The following is a 13,269-nucleotide window of genomic DNA, read 5'->3' on the forward strand; positions in this document are numbered from 1 at the left end:
GCCGCCAGGCGCTCCCCTATACCGACGACACGGTCCTAGCGATGGCCTCTGCCCCAATACCAACCGTAGTGGTGGCCATGATTGCCGTTACCGTTGTTGCCGTTATTCCCGTTTCCGCTGTTCCCGTTACCGTTGTTGCCATTATTGCCGGTGCCGCCGCTTCCGTTGCTGGTCGCGCCAGTCCCGCTGCTTCCGCTCACAGAGCTTCCGCCGGACACATCGCTGGTCGAACCAGCGGTAGTCGCAACGGTCGTCGTCGTATTTGACGACGTCGACGTGGCACTGGCCGCGGGTGCACTGCTGCTCACCGTAACCGCCGTGACGTTGGAGCTGTTGGCGGCCGTGGTCGTCGTGCTCGCCTTCGTATCGCTCCACACCGTCTCCGTCCCGGTGCTGGCGTTCGCGTTGCGCACGTGCCCCGTTGTCACGGCGCCGTGGGCGAGCCCGTTCGTAACCTTGTGGACGTTCAGCTTGACCTCGCCGAGCGAACTGGAGATACGCACGACGCCTTTGGGCGCCTGACCGCCGGCCGCTTGATGCGATTGCGCCGGCGCGCCGGCCGCCTTGGTCCCCTTGTCGATCGGACCGAGCGCATGGATCGCATGGCCACTCGCCGCATTGCGCGGTGCCGACAGGCCCGATTTCGGCACCGGGACTCGCTCGATCGTCGAGGCGCGCGGCTTGCCGTGCTCGATCGGATTGAAGGTGCCGGCACCACTCAGGCTGAGGCCGGGCTTGCCGTGCTCAAAGGAGGTGGCGGCCTGTCCCGGCATGACCTGTGCGATCTGTCCGGACTTGAAGTCGGAGACTTCAACCTGGCCGCGGAGCACGCCGACCTTGGTGCTGCCAGCATTCACGGTGACGCTGAATTGCGTTCCCTTGACCACGGCGGCGAGATACGGCGTCTCGACCTCGAAATGCTTGACGTTGCGCTTCTCGACCTCGAGCAGGATCGAACCCGCCTGCTGGATGATGGTGGTCGAGAGCCCTTCCTTCTTCTCGGCCGGCAAACCGACCACCGAGTTCGGGGAGATCAAAATCGATTCCTCGCCGCGGACGAGTAGCACGCGTCCGTTGCGTCCGGTGCGAATGGTATCACCGGCCCTCAGCGTCCCTTCCTGGGTCAATGACACAGGCTGCGCGCCGTTGGCGGCAAGCCAGACCTCACCCGAGGACTTGCTGACTGACCAGACGCCATCGTCCGCGGCAGATGCGAACGAGGCCGTACCCAGAATCAGCGCGGCCACGAAAGCGCACCGCATTCCAACTCTGCCCAGCATCACGATCCTCAGTCCCGCATTACAGCCAGTGCTGAGGCGTATCCGAAATCACTCAAGAGAGAATTAGCGGGAAGCGGCAAGTCCAGTGGCTGCATTAACCATTCATTGACCATAAAAAACTAAGAAAAATCATGCAGCTAACGAACTCTTACCGGCTCCTGGGCACCGCTCCGTTATACTACGGTGAGCGGCTCGCTGCGCGTATTGAGAAGCGGCATCTCCTCGTTGCACTGGTGCTGGCGGCACCGATTTTCACGGGAGTTTCGCAGGCGTTCGCTCAACAGGCGAACCAACCGGGCTTCGATCCGCGGCAGCCCGAGAAATACTTTGAAAACCAAACCGAGCAGGAATCGCTGAGCCGTCCTCCGGTCACGCTGCCGGCGGTCGGCCGGCCCAACACAGGCGGGGATACGAAACCGCAATTCGTGTTGCGCGGGATCGATGTCAGCGGCGCCCAAGCCATTCCCCGCGATCGCATCGCCGCAGCCTATCAGCCCTATCTCGGAAAGAAGGTCTCGCAAGCCGACCTCGCCGCGATCGCCGGCGCGATCAGCGATCTCTACCGCGCAGACGGCTTTCATCTGAGCCGGGCGATCGTGCCGCCGCAGGACATCGCCGACGGCCGCGTCCGGATCCAGGTGATTGAAGGCGCCATCGTGCAGGCCGAGCTGAAAGGCGACGGCGCCGAGCAGTTTGGCGTGAGGCCGATGCTGGGCCCGGTTCTCGCCGAGCAGCCGTCGCGCCTGGCAACGCTCGAACGTCAGCTCTTCCTCATCAATAGCGGGCCGGGCATCCGGATCACCGACACCGCGCTCGAGGAGATCGGCGGTGCCACCGGTCGCTTCCGCCTCATCGTCCATTTGAAGACCTGGCACGTCTTCTCGTCGTTCGGCCTGGATAATCTGGGCTCATCGTCGGTCGGCCCGTGGCAGACCTACGCGACCGGCGCTTTCAACTCCTACCTCACGCCCGGCGATACGCTGGCGGTCAACCTGTCGACCATTGCCAACGATCCGCGTGAGCTTGGCTTCGCGCGATTATCCTATGACGCGCCCGTCGGCGTCGACGGCGTGCGCCTCGGCGCTTCCGTCCTGTACAGCGCGGTCCGGCCGGGTGACGCCCGCCGCCTCGACAGCGACATCACCACGACAGAGGCGTTCGAGCTGCGGGCAAGCACCGTGCCCTTCATGTCGCAATCATCGGCGTTGACGCTGACCTTGGCCGGGACCTCCAGCAACGTGTCCGAGCACGATCTTTACGGCCCCTGGTACAACGACCACATCAGGACCGCGAGCCTGACCGCCGATTACCGGCTCCAGGATCGCTTCGGCGGCACCAATTTCGCGACGCTCACCTACCGCCAGGGTCTCGACATCTTCGGTGCCTCGCATTTCGACGACGATCTGCTCTCGCGCGACGGCGCCGCGTCGAACTTCTCGGTGCTGAACCTCTGGTTCACGCGCTACCAGACCCTCAACGACGTCTGGTCGCTCAAGCTGTCGACCGCCAGCCAGACGGCATCGCGGCCGCTGTTCATTTCGCAGCAGTTCTATCTCGGCGGCGCGGCTTTCGGCCGGGGCTATGGTGCAGCCGAGATCAGCGGCGACAACGGTCTTGCCGGCTCGCTCGAGCTGCGCTTCGACCAGAAGCTCAATTTCCGCTACTGGACCGGCTATCAGCTCTACGCCTTTGGCGACGCCGGCGCAGTCTGGAACGACGGCTACCGCCTGAGCGACGGCCTGTCGCTGACATCGGCCGGAGCCGGCGTGCGGTTCTTTCTGCCGGATGATCTTCAAGCCGATCTCGGCGTAGCCGTCCCCTTGAGCTACCGGGCTCCAGACAACGAGCGCCGCAGCCCACGCTTCCTGTTCACCCTCTCGAGCGCATTCCGGCTCTGCCCCGAACGCGGCAGGGGCGGCTGCCTCTAGCTGCCGCGCTTTGAGCACACCCGGCATGCGGCCCTTTTGCGGCCTTGCTCACAGACTTGCCTAAATTTAATCCCGTAACCTGCTCACGATCGCTCGATCCGGGGGCTTGCAATGACCATTTTCAGTCGAAAGTGATTGGGACGGAACCATGAAGAGGGTGTTTGCAATCCTGGCCTTTCTCTGCGTACTCGGCGTCGGCCAGTATTTCGTGGTCAGCCGGTTCGCGATCCGACATGAGATTTTGACCCTGTTCGATGCCTCGCGCCAACGGCCGATCTCGGTCGAGATCGCGGTGCGGCGCGACTACGAGACCAAGGCCAATCTCGGGCTCTGGAAGCTCCCGCTCGCCATCATCAGCAACGGCAACACCGTCAAGGCGACCGAGTATTCCTTCCTCGCCAACGTGCTCGCGGCGCGCGGTTATCTCGTTGCCAGCATCCAGCAGGACCTGCCGAGCGATCCGCCGTTGATGACCCATGTCGGTCAGCAATATGTCGGGCGGCGCGAGGTCTATATCCGCTGCGAGGCCAACATCCTTTTCGCCCTGGCCGAACTGAAGCGACGGCAGGAAAACACCGACTACGACCACATCACCCTCGTCGGCCATTCCAACGGTGGCGACGTCTCGATGTATGTCGCCCATCAGCACCCGGAGATCGTGTCGAAGGTGATCACGCTCGACAATCTGCGGGTGCCCTTCGTGCTCAGCGACAACCTGAAGATCCTGTCGTTCCGCTCCAAGGATCCGCATTTCCAGACCGACCCGGGCGTGCTGCCGACGCCTGAAGAGGCCAAAGCGCGCGGCATCGACATCGTCCATACCGGTGCTCAGCACACCGAGATGAGCGATCGCGGTCCCGATGCGGTCAAGGAGAAGATCCAGGCGACACTCGACCGCTTCCTGCGTGACAGTGCCAGCAGCTCGCTCGCGCCGGCTGACACCAGAAGCCCGATGATCATGAACCCCGGCGACTACTAGCCGGGCCCCCTTTGCGGCAGATCAAGGCAGCTCCAGGGTGGCGACGATAGGAAGGGCCTCACCATCCCGGAGAGGCACGTGTCGCACTCCATCGAAAGCCTTGATCCGAAACGTCTCGATACGGCACGCCTTGGCCTGCCGGCTGCGAGGACACCGGCATTCGCGCGGCATCTCTATCGTGCGACCCGCAAGCTGCTGAGGTCGATCATCGCCCGCATCGATCTCTCGCAATTTCCAGGATCGTGCTGCGGCTGAGCGCGGCATCACGCAGGATCAATTTGCGGGCACGCGGCGCACACTGGAACTCAGGACTTTCCCTTGCCGGGCTGCATGAAACTGCCGGTCATCTGGCGCATGTGGTCGCCGGCGCTGGTGAACTGGCTGCGCAGGAAGTCGGACTGGATTCGCATCGCTTCCTGAAGGTCGGTGGCATGCACGAGCTTGCGCGCGTGCTCGAACGCCGACTTCATGTTCTGCTCAGTGAACGCGAGCGCCTGCTTGGACACTTCGGTACCCGCTCCGGGAACCGACGTCATCGACTTGGTGGCAGCTTCGAAAAACATGCCGAACGCCTGTTCCGCCTGGTCGATCGTCTTTTCGGCCAGGTCGCGCAGTTCGGCCGGGACTTCGAGCTTCGGTTCGATCATGGTCATACTCCTCCTCCTCCCCGTTTTTCCCAACTGAATACCACACTTGCCGGACCGCATTCCAGCGGCAGCCTGGGGGACAAACGTCGCCCGGCGGTCCGCTCCGGCAGGAAAACGAGGGACGAGGCGTACGGCCGGCGCGCGGCCGGGGTCAGGACAGGGGGTGCTCGGGAAGGGTTTCTTCGGTGCCGAGGTCTTCGACCAGCTTGATGACCTCGAAACGCTGTCGAGGCCCGAGCTTCAGGAACGCACGAAGCAGGCGCAGACTTTCAACGGTGCTGCTTGCAGGCGCGCCGAGCTTGAGGTGCAGTTCAGCCGCGAAATTGAGGTTTTTCATCTCGCACCTATGACAAGCATCAGCCCTCGTGATCACACGTCGAGGTCTCGCTCGAGAACCGAACACCATGACCGGACGCCATGGTGACCCTGAGATCTCGGCCGGGGCACCCGGTGGGTTAACACGCTGAACCATATACTGGCTCAACCGAACAGGTTGCAATTATGTCAAGAAACAACCCTTCCGGCAAGCCCAACCGTCGCCGTAGCGATGCTTCGTCCGCATCGCACCACGGCAATTCCGGATAACAGGAATATGGACCGTCGTCACCCACCTGCGTCAAGAAGCGGCATCACTCACGCACACGGCCTCGGGCGCTGCCAATCGGTGCGGCGTTTCGCCGTGTTTCCGGTGTGAACGAGGCCAGATTAAAGTTTCTTCAGCGTATACACGTAATTGTTGAGTCCGACCTCGGCGGTTGTATCGTCGGCGAAATGAACGTCGAGCCGCGCAGCCGGCCTGCAGCGTCTTGATCCGTCCGCCAGTGAAGCCCCCCTTGAGCTGCTCGGCTTGGACGCGGTTCCCCGTACCGGGTTCATCGGTCCGAAGATATCTCCGCCAATGAACCGTCGTTCAAGGTGGAACGACCAAGCGGTTGCGAAGCGGCCACGCAGACCACGGGCGCCATGGCTGACGGACTTCTCGATTCGGGCGCGCCTCAGCACCAAAGGACGACAGCATGCTTTCCCGCTGCGATCTCATCAAGGGCGGCGCCGTCGCGCTTCTCACTTTCTCGATACAAGGCGCGTGGGCGCAGGAGACCAGGATGAATCTGTTCAAGATCGTCACCATCAAGGACGAAATCGTCGTCGGATTGTCGGCGGAGGAGCTCCAGGCGCTCGGCGGCAATGATGCGAGCGCGGTTGCGCACGCGCTGGCGCAGAAGGGCGATCTCACGGTCTGGCAGTACAACGTGCATCGCGGCCCGAACGGTGAATTGCAACAGGCGCCGACCGCGAAGATCGGGCTCTTGGCCAACGCGTCTCTCCGTGTCGAGCCCTACACGACGCCTTACCAGATCGTGCCGCATCCGTAACAAGCGACCCGGGCGCGCCTGCGGCGAGACCCGCAGGCGCGCCACTACTCTCAACGCTGCTTGGCGCGCCGAGCCCGGCCTTCCGTCGCAAAGCCGTAGATCAGCGCCAGCCGGTCCAGGCATTCGCGAAAGCGCCGCGCGAAATAGTCGTTCCAGCGCTGGGTACGAACAGCGCGCCGCTCCCCGATCTGATCCATGGTCAGCCCCAGCACCAGGACGTCGTGCACCAGCGCGGCGCCGTCGGTACCGAGTTCGCGCTCGACCCGGTTCAGGCGCAGCACAGCCTGGCGCTGGTCCTCGGTAACGGGCTCACGCGAGCGCGTCCCATCGACGTATTCGCGCGTCGGGTCCACCGCCTGGGGCCCGCGCTCCGCCCTCTCCCAGTCGCTCTGAAAGGCGCGCCCGCCGCGATATTGCGCCTCGTCGATCTGGTGATGCGCGTGCAACCGGCCGAGCGGATCGCCGCGGATCGAGCGGACGGCGACGATCTTCTCGCCGGCATCGAGCGCCAGCGGATTGTCGACCTCGACCTCCGCCACCTCGGCATTGAACGGCACCTCGCGCGAGCGCCGATCGTAGATTCCAGTCAATCTGTAGGACTTGTTACGTCGTGCACCTGCCACTCGGATACTCCTCGCAAATTGAATGAATAGCGGTCCCGTCAGGCGGCAGAGATCAGCCTCAGGACGACGGGGCCGGCGGCGCGAGCGGACGCAGCCTCAGACCTTCGCGTCAGGCAGGCATGCGGCGTGCAATAGCTCGAGCCCGGCTGGCGCGGATGGCCGCAGAAGGCGATCCCCTCCCCGTCCTTGTCGCCACCATAGGGATAGCGGCAGTCGTCGCGCCCGAGTTCGCCCAGCGCGACCAAGCGGGGCTGGACGCCGACACAGCGCAACTTGACACGCGCGGGCTTCATTGCGGATTTCGGTGGCAAGTTCAGGTTCGGCACCGCCGCACGGGGCGGCCCGATGAGACAGGCTCCTGACGGCAAGGACGGCACGATCGATGGACTCGTCATCCGCGCCGGTGCCGCGAGTCCAAGCCGCTTGGCGCGGCCGGCCACCGCGTTGCGTGTGTAAGCCGTTCCAAACCTTCCGTTTATCTGTCTTCCGATCTCCGCATAAGACATCCCCTTGAGAAAATAGTCGCGAAGCGCGTCGGAGTGCTCCGACGGCCAATGACCCGGTTCCATGCTGCTGTCCTGTGATGCGCCTCCTCCGATCGTTCGATCGCGAGGCGGAGCGTACATTCCGTTATTCCGAAGCAACTGTCAAGCGACAATTCTGATATTCATAATTGCATCAATTCCGAATTTCGGATTACAAGAGGCGGGACGATGGGCAATCGAGGGAATCACCATGTTGGACGTTGCAATGATCGAGCGGGGCCTGGAGAAGACGGGCAAAAGCAAGGGCGGCCTGGCGGCGGCCATGGGCGTGCGGCCCGGCGCGGTGTCGGAGATCCTGGGCGGCGAGCGCCTGGTGAAGGCGTCCGAAATCATTCCGATCATGGAATATCTTGAGCTCAATCTCGCGCCGATCATGGGCCGCGTCGGGGCCGGCGCTGTGATCGAGCCCGATTATGAACAGGTTCCCCCGGAAGGCCTCGGCGATATCGCGCTGCCGTTCCCGATCATGGAAGAGACCGTCGCCTTCGAGATCGTTGGCGATTCGATGCTGCCCAAATACGAGAGCGGCGACGTGATCGTCGTCTACAAGGACCAGCGTCATCCGCTGTCGAGCTTCTACGGTGAAGAGGCCGTGGTCCGGCTCAAGACCGGTGAACGCTATTTGAAGACCATCGAACGCGGGAAAACTCCCTCCGTCGTCAATCTCAACAGCTTCAACGCCAAGCCGATCGTCGGCGTCAAGCTCGAGTGGGTCGGCGAGATCTGCCTGTCCATGCCCAAGGGTCAACTCGAGCGGCTGCGCGCCAAGTCGGCACGCCCTCGCAAGAAGAGCAAATAAAGGTCGATTTCCGATTTCTGGAAATCACCCTTGACTTAATTCTGTTTTTCGGAAATACTCTGCCGCGCTCCCGGCTACGGGGCGCGGCAGGATCGTTTCATGCAGTATTTCGTCGTGATGATCGACTATGGGCGGCGCGGACGCGAGGCGGTCGTCGATCCCGAAATCACGAGGCGCGAGGTCATCTCCCGCGTCGCTTCGGGTGAATATCGAAACATCTCGTTCATCCACGAAATCGCGGAGAATGCGGTGGAGGACGTGACCGAGGCGATCCTGACCGAGGCCGCCCTCCCCCAGGTTCCGCCTGAAGAAGTCGACCTCCAGGCCATCCGCCTCGATCACGCCCGCGACCTGCGCAAGCACGAGAAGACGTGACGCAGGCCCAAGCGGCCTGCGTCACTCCACTGCCCGGCCGGAGATCACACCGTGAGAACGGTTGATCCCGTGGTCTTGCGCGCGGCGAGATCGGCATGCGCCTTGGCGGCATCCTTCAGCGGGTACGTCTGGTGCACCTCGATCTTGACCGCGCCGGACTTCACAACGTCGAACAGCTCGTTCGCCATCGCGACCAGGGCCTCGCGCTTGGCAGCGTAGGTGAACAGCGTTGGACGGGTGACGTAGAGCGAGCCCTTCTGCGCGAGCAGGCCGAGATTGAGCGGCTCGACAGCGCCGGAGGACGCACCGAACAGCGCGGCAACACCGAGCGGCGCAAGACAATCCAGCGACTTCAGGAACGTGTCCTTGCCGACGGAATCATAGACCACCGGCACCTTCTTGCCGCCCGTGATCTCGTCCACGCGCTTCACGAAATCCTCGCGCGTATAGATGATCACATGATCGCAGCCATGTGCCTTGGCGAGCTTTGCCTTCTCGTCGCTGCTGACGGTGCCGATCACTGTCGCGCCGAGATGTTTTGCCCACTGGCTCAAGATGAGACCAACGCCGCCGGCCGCGGCGTGGAGCAGGATCGTGTCGCCGGCCTTCACGCGATAGGTCTGCCGGATCAGATATTGCGTGGTGAGGCCCTTCAGCATCATGGCCGCCGCGGTCTTGTCATCGACACCGTCGGGCAGCTTCAACAGCCGGTCTGCCGGGATCAGCCGCGCCTCGGAATAGGCACCGAGCGGCGAGGCGCCGTAGGCAACGCGATCGCCGGGCTTCAGATCGGTAACGCCGGCCCCGACCTCCTCGACAATTCCGGCCGCCTCGCTGCCGAGACCGCTCGGCAATTGTACCGGATACACACCGGAGCGATTGTAGATGTCGACGAAGTTGAGGCCGACCGCCGTGTGGCGAATGCGCGCCTCGCCCGGCCCGGGCTTGCCGACACTGACTTCCTCCCAGACCAGGACTTCAGGACCGCCGGTCTTGTGAAAGCGAATGGCATGCGTCATGGGCGTTGCTCCCTTATAGTTGCAGTGAAGGTCCGTGGAAAACGGATCGGCCTGTGAAATAGGAATTCGGTCGGCCCGTTACAGTACAGAGACGTAACAAGAATGTCACAGCGAACGACAAACGCCTGCCGTTCCGCCTCTGTTCGAAAGAGTTGATGACGGCACCGGCGCGTTCCGGCAGTAGCCTTTTCGCGGGGTTTGGTGGTCGCCTGCGAAGGAGAGCCGAGATGCCAGCTTATGTACAGCATCATCAGGACATCGAAATCGCGCCTGTAATTTGTCCCGCCTGCATGGGGTTCCTGCCGATGTACGTCCGCGAGGTCGAACCGCATTGGGGCCTTGCCAGGATCGACTTCGTCTATGAATGCGCGGACTGCGGCGCGGAAGTCCGGCAGACCATGCGCAAGCCGGAGCTGCGGCACTGACCGCACGATCAGCCATCGCTTAAGTATTTGCGCTGAACGGAAAAAGCGACGTTCTGCGCGGGTCAGGCCGTCCCAAACGAGGCTTGTTCTTTGCCGGGAACGCAGGCAGAACAAGCCTCAAGCAAGACCTTTGGGAGCGCCCTTTCGTGGCTGAACAGAAGGCCTCGACCTCGATCGAGGCAGTGGAGAGCGGCCTCGCCGCGCAGGGCTATATCGCGAGCCGGCAGATCGCGACCGCCGTCTATTTGTCGCAGCAGATCGAGAAACCGATTCTGGTCGAAGGCCCCGCGGGCGTCGGCAAGACCGAGCTTGCCAAGGCCATTGCTGCCTGGCGCGGCATGAAGATGATCCGCCTGCAATGCTACGAGGGCCTCGACGAGGCCAAGGCGCTCTACGAGTGGAAATACGCAAAACAGCTTCTCTACACCCAGATCCTCAAGGACAAGCTCGGCGAAGTCCTCGGCGGTGCGCAGACGCTGCATGACGCACTCAATCAGCTCCACGATTTCGGCGACGTGTTCTTCTCCAAGGAGTTCGTCGAGCCGCGCCCTCTGCTGCAGGCGCTGGAGCAGCCTGGCGGCTGCGTGCTGCTGATCGACGAGATCGACAAGTCCGACGCTGAATTCGAATCGCTGCTGCTGGAAATCCTCTCCGATTTCCAGGTCACGATCCCGGAGCTCGGCACGGTCGCGGCGATCACGCCGCCGACGGTGATCCTCACCTCGAACAGCGAGCGTGACCTCGGCGACGCCCTGAAGCGGCGCTGCCTGCATCTGCATATCGGCTTCCCCGAGCAGCGGCTCGAAGAACGCATCGTCGAGAGCCGCGTCTCCGGCATCTCGCAGGCGCTGCGCCGGCAGATGGTCGGCTTCATCCACGAGATCCGCTCGCTCGACCTGAAGAAACTGCCTTCGGTCAGTGAGACCATCGACTGGGCGCGCGTTCTGGTTCTACTTCAGGCCACGGAGCTAGACACCGATATCGTCAAGGACACACTCAACGTGCTCCTGAAATACGAGGCCGACATCGAGGCAGCAACGCCGCAAGTTACGACCTTCATTGCCAAGGCGGCACGGTCCAACGTCTTCGGTTGACGCCGATGCGCGAGAATCTCCATCGTTTCTTTCGAGCGGCGCGCGGTGCCGGCGTGCATGTCTCGCCCGCCGAAAGCATCGATGCGATGCGCGCGGTCAACCAGGTCGGCTTTTCCGACCGGGCCATCCTGCGCGATGCGCTGCTCCTGACGCTCGCCAAGTCGCAGGACGAGAAGCTCGCCCTCGGCGACTGCTTTGATCTCTTCTTCAGCCAACCAGAGCCGCGGCAGGATCAACCCGAGGCCGACGACAACGACGACGCATCGCAGGACGCGGATCAAACCCCCTCACCCGGCTCGGCCAGTGAAGCAGGCGAAGGCCAGCCTTCCGAAGGATTAGGCCCGCTTGCGCAGATGCTGCTGTCGCAGGATCGCAACGCGATCGCAGCCGCGATCGCCAGCGCTTCCGGCGCGGCTTCGCTGTCCGACATCCGCTATTCGACTCAGCGCGGGATCTTTTCCAGCCGCATCCTCGACGCCATGGGCCTTCAGCGCCTGCGCGACGATCTCGACGCGCTCACCGCGACCAATCCGTCGCTGGCCGAGCGTCTGCGCGGCGCGCTGGACGCGTTGCGAGAAGCAGTCCGCGACACCGTCTCGCAAGGCCTTGCGCTCTATGCCCGCGAGGAGGCCGAAAACCTCCGCAACGAGATCCTGCGCAACGCGCCTCTCGCCCGCATCGAGCGGCGCCAGGTCGCGGAGATGCGCGCTCTCATCCGCCAGATCGCGCGGCGCCTGCGCGAGCGCTACTCGAAGCCGCGCAAGCGTCAGCGCCGCGGCCATCTCGACGTCCGCCGCACACTGCGCCGCAACGCGGCATGGGGCGGCGTGCCCTTCCTCACCGCGTGGAAGCGCAAGCACCGCGACCGGCCGAAGATCGTCGCAATCTGCGACGTCTCAGGCTCGGTCGCGCAGGTCTCCGATTTCTTCCTGCTCCTGATCCACTCGCTGCACGAGGTGGTCGACGACGTCCACTCCTTCGCCTTCTCCTCGCATCTGATCGAGGTCAGCGAGATCCTGGAGAAGAAGTCGCCGGAAGAGGCGATGGCCGAGATCATGTCCAAGGTCGGCTTCGGCTCATCCGACTACGGCTCTTCGCTCGTCGATTTCGAGAAGGAGTTTATGAGCACGCTGACGCCGCAGACCACGGTGATCGTGCTCGGTGACGCCCGCAGCAACAATCTCGACCCGCGCGCCGACATCCTGCGCCGCATCTCCGAACGCTCGAAGCGCGTGGTCTGGCTCAATCCCGAAGGACGGCTCGCCTGGGGCTTCGGTGATTCCGAGATGCCGCGCTACGCGACCTTCTGCACTGTCGTGCGCCAATGCGCCACCGCACAGCAGCTCGAACGCGCCGTGTCCGACATCGTGGCGACTTATCAGTAGACGGCAATCACGTCCGCCGCTGGCGTCAGGCGGCAGTCAGCTCGGCCTGGACGAGGTTGCACTCCCGAAAGTGATGCGCAATTTCGTCGAGCGCGCGCTGCTCCCATTCCTGGGCCTGCGCGAGCCAGAACGCCCGTCGCTCCGAATCCAGCGCGGCGCGCTCTCGGCAGAGGAATTCCTGACTGCGAATTGCCATCAGCCTGTTCATGCACTCACACTCCTGTCGTGTGAAGCCAATCCCCTGCGAATCAACGTAGCAGAGTCCAGTCAGAGTCCAATCGCCCTCGCTTCACGATTTCTGTGCATATCGCGACGCGCAATGGGACAGTGATGCTTCCCGTGCACTGCGGTAACTCTCGCAGCACGATCAAGCGCACATCATCAATTAGTGATCGGAGACCGGGACGATTTTCGTGCGCGAACGATCTTAACTGTTGTGGCGCAATGAAGTGCGGCAATTCGTGAAGAGAGGTTCTAAACAGCTTACCGAATTCCCGACTCATTGTCGTCGCACGGTGTTCATGCGGCGCCGCTAACAGGGGCTCGCGAACTTGGACTATCGCTTGAGGCAACATGAGCAACGACATCGACTTCGATCTTTCGCCGGACCAATGGGAAGCGCTGAAAGCGCTTCGCAACCCCGTGTCGAATGGTCGCCTCTCGAAGGCCTATCTCGTCGAAGGTCTCGTCAAGCTCGGTCTCGTTGTTGTCAGTGACGGCGTACCTTCGATGACGCCGACGGGACGCAAGGTGCTGGTGCGCGGATCGTGCCGGCTACTGGATCTCGTGGCGTGACG

17 protein-coding genes are annotated in these 13,269 nt (G+C 63.0%); 10 read left to right on the forward strand and 7 right to left on the reverse strand.

All coding sequences use genetic code 11. From position 1 onward, the window contains the following. Window positions 1-35: 35 nt before the first annotated feature. A complete protein-coding gene (locus AB7245_RS31485; protein ID WP_439035352.1) occupies window positions 36-1,280 on the reverse strand; it encodes a FecR family protein in 1,245 nt (414 codons plus the stop codon). 131 nt (window positions 1,281-1,411) lie between these two features. On the opposite strand from AB7245_RS31485, the gene AB7245_RS31490 reads away from it, so the two are divergent. The 3 genes from AB7245_RS31490 to AB7245_RS31500 all read left to right on the forward strand — a co-directional run bounded on the left by AB7245_RS31490 (window position 1,412) and on the right by AB7245_RS31500 (window position 4,442). Continuing rightward, window positions 1,412-3,208, forward strand: coding sequence for a ShlB/FhaC/HecB family hemolysin secretion/activation protein (locus AB7245_RS31490; RefSeq protein WP_439035353.1), 1,797 nt, complete (start codon window positions 1,412-1,414; stop codon window positions 3,206-3,208). Window positions 3,209-3,356: 148 nt separating this feature from the next. After that, window positions 3,357-4,187: an alpha/beta hydrolase gene (locus AB7245_RS31495; protein WP_063982042.1), complete on the forward strand. Its 831-nt coding sequence runs from the start codon at window positions 3,357-3,359 to the stop codon at window positions 4,185-4,187. Window positions 4,188-4,265: 78 nt separating this feature from the next. After that, window positions 4,266-4,442, forward strand: coding sequence for a hypothetical protein (locus tag AB7245_RS31500; RefSeq protein ID WP_439035354.1), 177 nt, complete (start codon window positions 4,266-4,268; stop codon window positions 4,440-4,442). A gap of 50 nt (window positions 4,443-4,492) precedes the next feature. Here AB7245_RS31500 and AB7245_RS31505 read toward each other — a convergent pair whose 3' ends face one another. Both AB7245_RS31505 and AB7245_RS31510 read right to left on the reverse strand, forming a co-directional pair. Then, window positions 4,493-4,834, reverse strand: coding sequence for a phasin (locus AB7245_RS31505; RefSeq protein WP_014493705.1), 342 nt, complete (start codon window positions 4,832-4,834; stop codon window positions 4,493-4,495). Between the two features lie 151 nt (window positions 4,835-4,985). Then, the gene (locus AB7245_RS31510; protein WP_063982041.1) at window positions 4,986-5,171 is read right to left on the reverse strand and encodes a hypothetical protein; all 186 of its coding nucleotides are present in this window, start codon (window positions 5,169-5,171) and stop codon (window positions 4,986-4,988) included. 679 nt (window positions 5,172-5,850) lie between these two features. On the opposite strand from AB7245_RS31510, the gene AB7245_RS31515 reads away from it, so the two are divergent. Next, window positions 5,851-6,207: a hypothetical protein gene (locus AB7245_RS31515; protein WP_063982040.1), complete on the forward strand. Its 357-nt coding sequence runs from the start codon at window positions 5,851-5,853 to the stop codon at window positions 6,205-6,207. A 50-nt stretch (window positions 6,208-6,257) separates the two neighbouring features. On the opposite strand, the gene AB7245_RS31520 is transcribed toward AB7245_RS31515, so the two are convergent. Together AB7245_RS31520 and AB7245_RS31525 are read right to left on the reverse strand one after the other, a co-directional pair. Continuing rightward, window positions 6,258-6,830: a hypothetical protein gene (locus AB7245_RS31520; RefSeq protein WP_071911769.1), complete on the reverse strand. Its 573-nt coding sequence runs from the start codon at window positions 6,828-6,830 to the stop codon at window positions 6,258-6,260. 38 nt (window positions 6,831-6,868) lie between these two features. Next, window positions 6,869-7,399, reverse strand: coding sequence for a GcrA family cell cycle regulator (locus AB7245_RS31525; RefSeq protein WP_354102651.1), 531 nt, complete (start codon window positions 7,397-7,399; stop codon window positions 6,869-6,871). Window positions 7,400-7,565: 166 nt separating this feature from the next. On the opposite strand from AB7245_RS31525, the gene AB7245_RS31530 reads away from it, so the two are divergent. Together AB7245_RS31530 and AB7245_RS31535 are read left to right on the forward strand one after the other, a co-directional pair. Continuing rightward, the gene (locus AB7245_RS31530) at window positions 7,566-8,174 is read left to right on the forward strand and encodes a S24 family peptidase (protein ID WP_028152904.1); all 609 of its coding nucleotides are present in this window, start codon (window positions 7,566-7,568) and stop codon (window positions 8,172-8,174) included. A 99-nt stretch (window positions 8,175-8,273) separates the two neighbouring features. Further along, complete coding sequence (locus AB7245_RS31535) at window positions 8,274-8,549, forward strand: hypothetical protein (RefSeq protein WP_259256627.1); 276 nt, start codon at window positions 8,274-8,276, stop codon at window positions 8,547-8,549. A gap of 44 nt (window positions 8,550-8,593) precedes the next feature. Here the strand turns inward: AB7245_RS31535 and AB7245_RS31540 are convergent, their stop codons facing one another. After that, the gene (locus tag AB7245_RS31540) at window positions 8,594-9,568 is read right to left on the reverse strand and encodes a quinone oxidoreductase family protein (protein WP_439035355.1); all 975 of its coding nucleotides are present in this window, start codon (window positions 9,566-9,568) and stop codon (window positions 8,594-8,596) included. 227 nt (window positions 9,569-9,795) lie between these two features. Here AB7245_RS31540 and AB7245_RS31545 point away from each other — a divergent pair, with 227 nt between their 5' ends. The 3 genes from AB7245_RS31545 to AB7245_RS31555 all read left to right on the forward strand — a co-directional run bounded on the left by AB7245_RS31545 (window position 9,796) and on the right by AB7245_RS31555 (window position 12,472). Beyond that, complete coding sequence (locus AB7245_RS31545) at window positions 9,796-9,993, forward strand: hypothetical protein (RefSeq protein WP_439035356.1); 198 nt, start codon at window positions 9,796-9,798, stop codon at window positions 9,991-9,993. A 146-nt stretch (window positions 9,994-10,139) separates the two neighbouring features. Continuing rightward, complete coding sequence (locus AB7245_RS31550) at window positions 10,140-11,087, forward strand: AAA family ATPase (RefSeq protein ID WP_085405733.1); 948 nt, start codon at window positions 10,140-10,142, stop codon at window positions 11,085-11,087. Window positions 11,088-11,092: 5 nt separating this feature from the next. Then, on the forward strand, window positions 11,093-12,472 hold the full coding sequence (locus AB7245_RS31555; protein WP_439035357.1) for a vWA domain-containing protein: 1,380 nt from the start codon (window positions 11,093-11,095) through the stop codon (window positions 12,470-12,472). 25 nt (window positions 12,473-12,497) lie between these two features. Here AB7245_RS31555 and AB7245_RS31560 read toward each other — a convergent pair whose 3' ends face one another. Continuing rightward, window positions 12,498-12,680, reverse strand: coding sequence for a hypothetical protein (locus tag AB7245_RS31560; protein ID WP_028152900.1), 183 nt, complete (start codon window positions 12,678-12,680; stop codon window positions 12,498-12,500). A 365-nt stretch (window positions 12,681-13,045) separates the two neighbouring features. On the opposite strand from AB7245_RS31560, the gene AB7245_RS31565 reads away from it, so the two are divergent. Next, window positions 13,046-13,267 carry a hypothetical protein gene (locus AB7245_RS31565; protein ID WP_063982034.1) on the forward strand — a complete coding sequence of 74 codons (222 nt, stop codon included), beginning with the start codon at window positions 13,046-13,048 and terminating at the stop codon, window positions 13,265-13,267. The last annotated feature ends 2 nt before the right edge of the window (window positions 13,268-13,269 follow it).

The sequence above is a fragment of the Bradyrhizobium sp. 604_D8_N2_3 genome, assembly GCF_051810765.1.
Lineage (GTDB): Bacteria > Pseudomonadota > Alphaproteobacteria > Rhizobiales > Xanthobacteraceae > Bradyrhizobium > Bradyrhizobium barranii.

Excerpts from the sequence above, each read along its gene's own strand:
- AB7245_RS31510 (WP_063982041.1), bottom strand. The coding sequence starts at position 5,171 with ATGAAAAACCTCAATTTCGCGGCTGAACTGCACCTCAAGCTCGGCGCG.
- AB7245_RS31490 (WP_439035353.1), top strand. The coding sequence starts at position 1,412 with ATGCAGCTAACGAACTCTTACCGGCTCCTGGGCACCGCTCCGTTATAC.
- AB7245_RS31535 (WP_259256627.1), top strand. The coding sequence starts at position 8,274 with ATGCAGTATTTCGTCGTGATGATCGACTATGGGCGGCGCGGACGCGAG.
- AB7245_RS31485 (WP_439035352.1), bottom strand. The coding sequence starts at position 1,280 with ATGCTGGGCAGAGTTGGAATGCGGTGCGCTTTCGTGGCCGCGCTGATT.
- AB7245_RS31525 (WP_354102651.1), bottom strand. The coding sequence starts at position 7,399 with ATGGAACCGGGTCATTGGCCGTCGGAGCACTCCGACGCGCTTCGCGAC.
- AB7245_RS31545 (WP_439035356.1), top strand. The coding sequence starts at position 9,796 with ATGCCAGCTTATGTACAGCATCATCAGGACATCGAAATCGCGCCTGTA.
- AB7245_RS31565 (WP_063982034.1), top strand. The coding sequence starts at position 13,046 with ATGAGCAACGACATCGACTTCGATCTTTCGCCGGACCAATGGGAAGCG.
- AB7245_RS31555 (WP_439035357.1), top strand. The coding sequence starts at position 11,093 with ATGCGCGAGAATCTCCATCGTTTCTTTCGAGCGGCGCGCGGTGCCGGC.
- AB7245_RS31560 (WP_028152900.1), bottom strand. The coding sequence starts at position 12,680 with ATGAACAGGCTGATGGCAATTCGCAGTCAGGAATTCCTCTGCCGAGAG.
- AB7245_RS31530 (WP_028152904.1), top strand. The coding sequence starts at position 7,566 with ATGTTGGACGTTGCAATGATCGAGCGGGGCCTGGAGAAGACGGGCAAA.
- AB7245_RS31495 (WP_063982042.1), top strand. The coding sequence starts at position 3,357 with ATGAAGAGGGTGTTTGCAATCCTGGCCTTTCTCTGCGTACTCGGCGTC.
- AB7245_RS31515 (WP_063982040.1), top strand. The coding sequence starts at position 5,851 with ATGCTTTCCCGCTGCGATCTCATCAAGGGCGGCGCCGTCGCGCTTCTC.
- AB7245_RS31505 (WP_014493705.1), bottom strand. The coding sequence starts at position 4,834 with ATGATCGAACCGAAGCTCGAAGTCCCGGCCGAACTGCGCGACCTGGCC.
- AB7245_RS31540 (WP_439035355.1), bottom strand. The coding sequence starts at position 9,568 with ATGACGCATGCCATTCGCTTTCACAAGACCGGCGGTCCTGAAGTCCTG.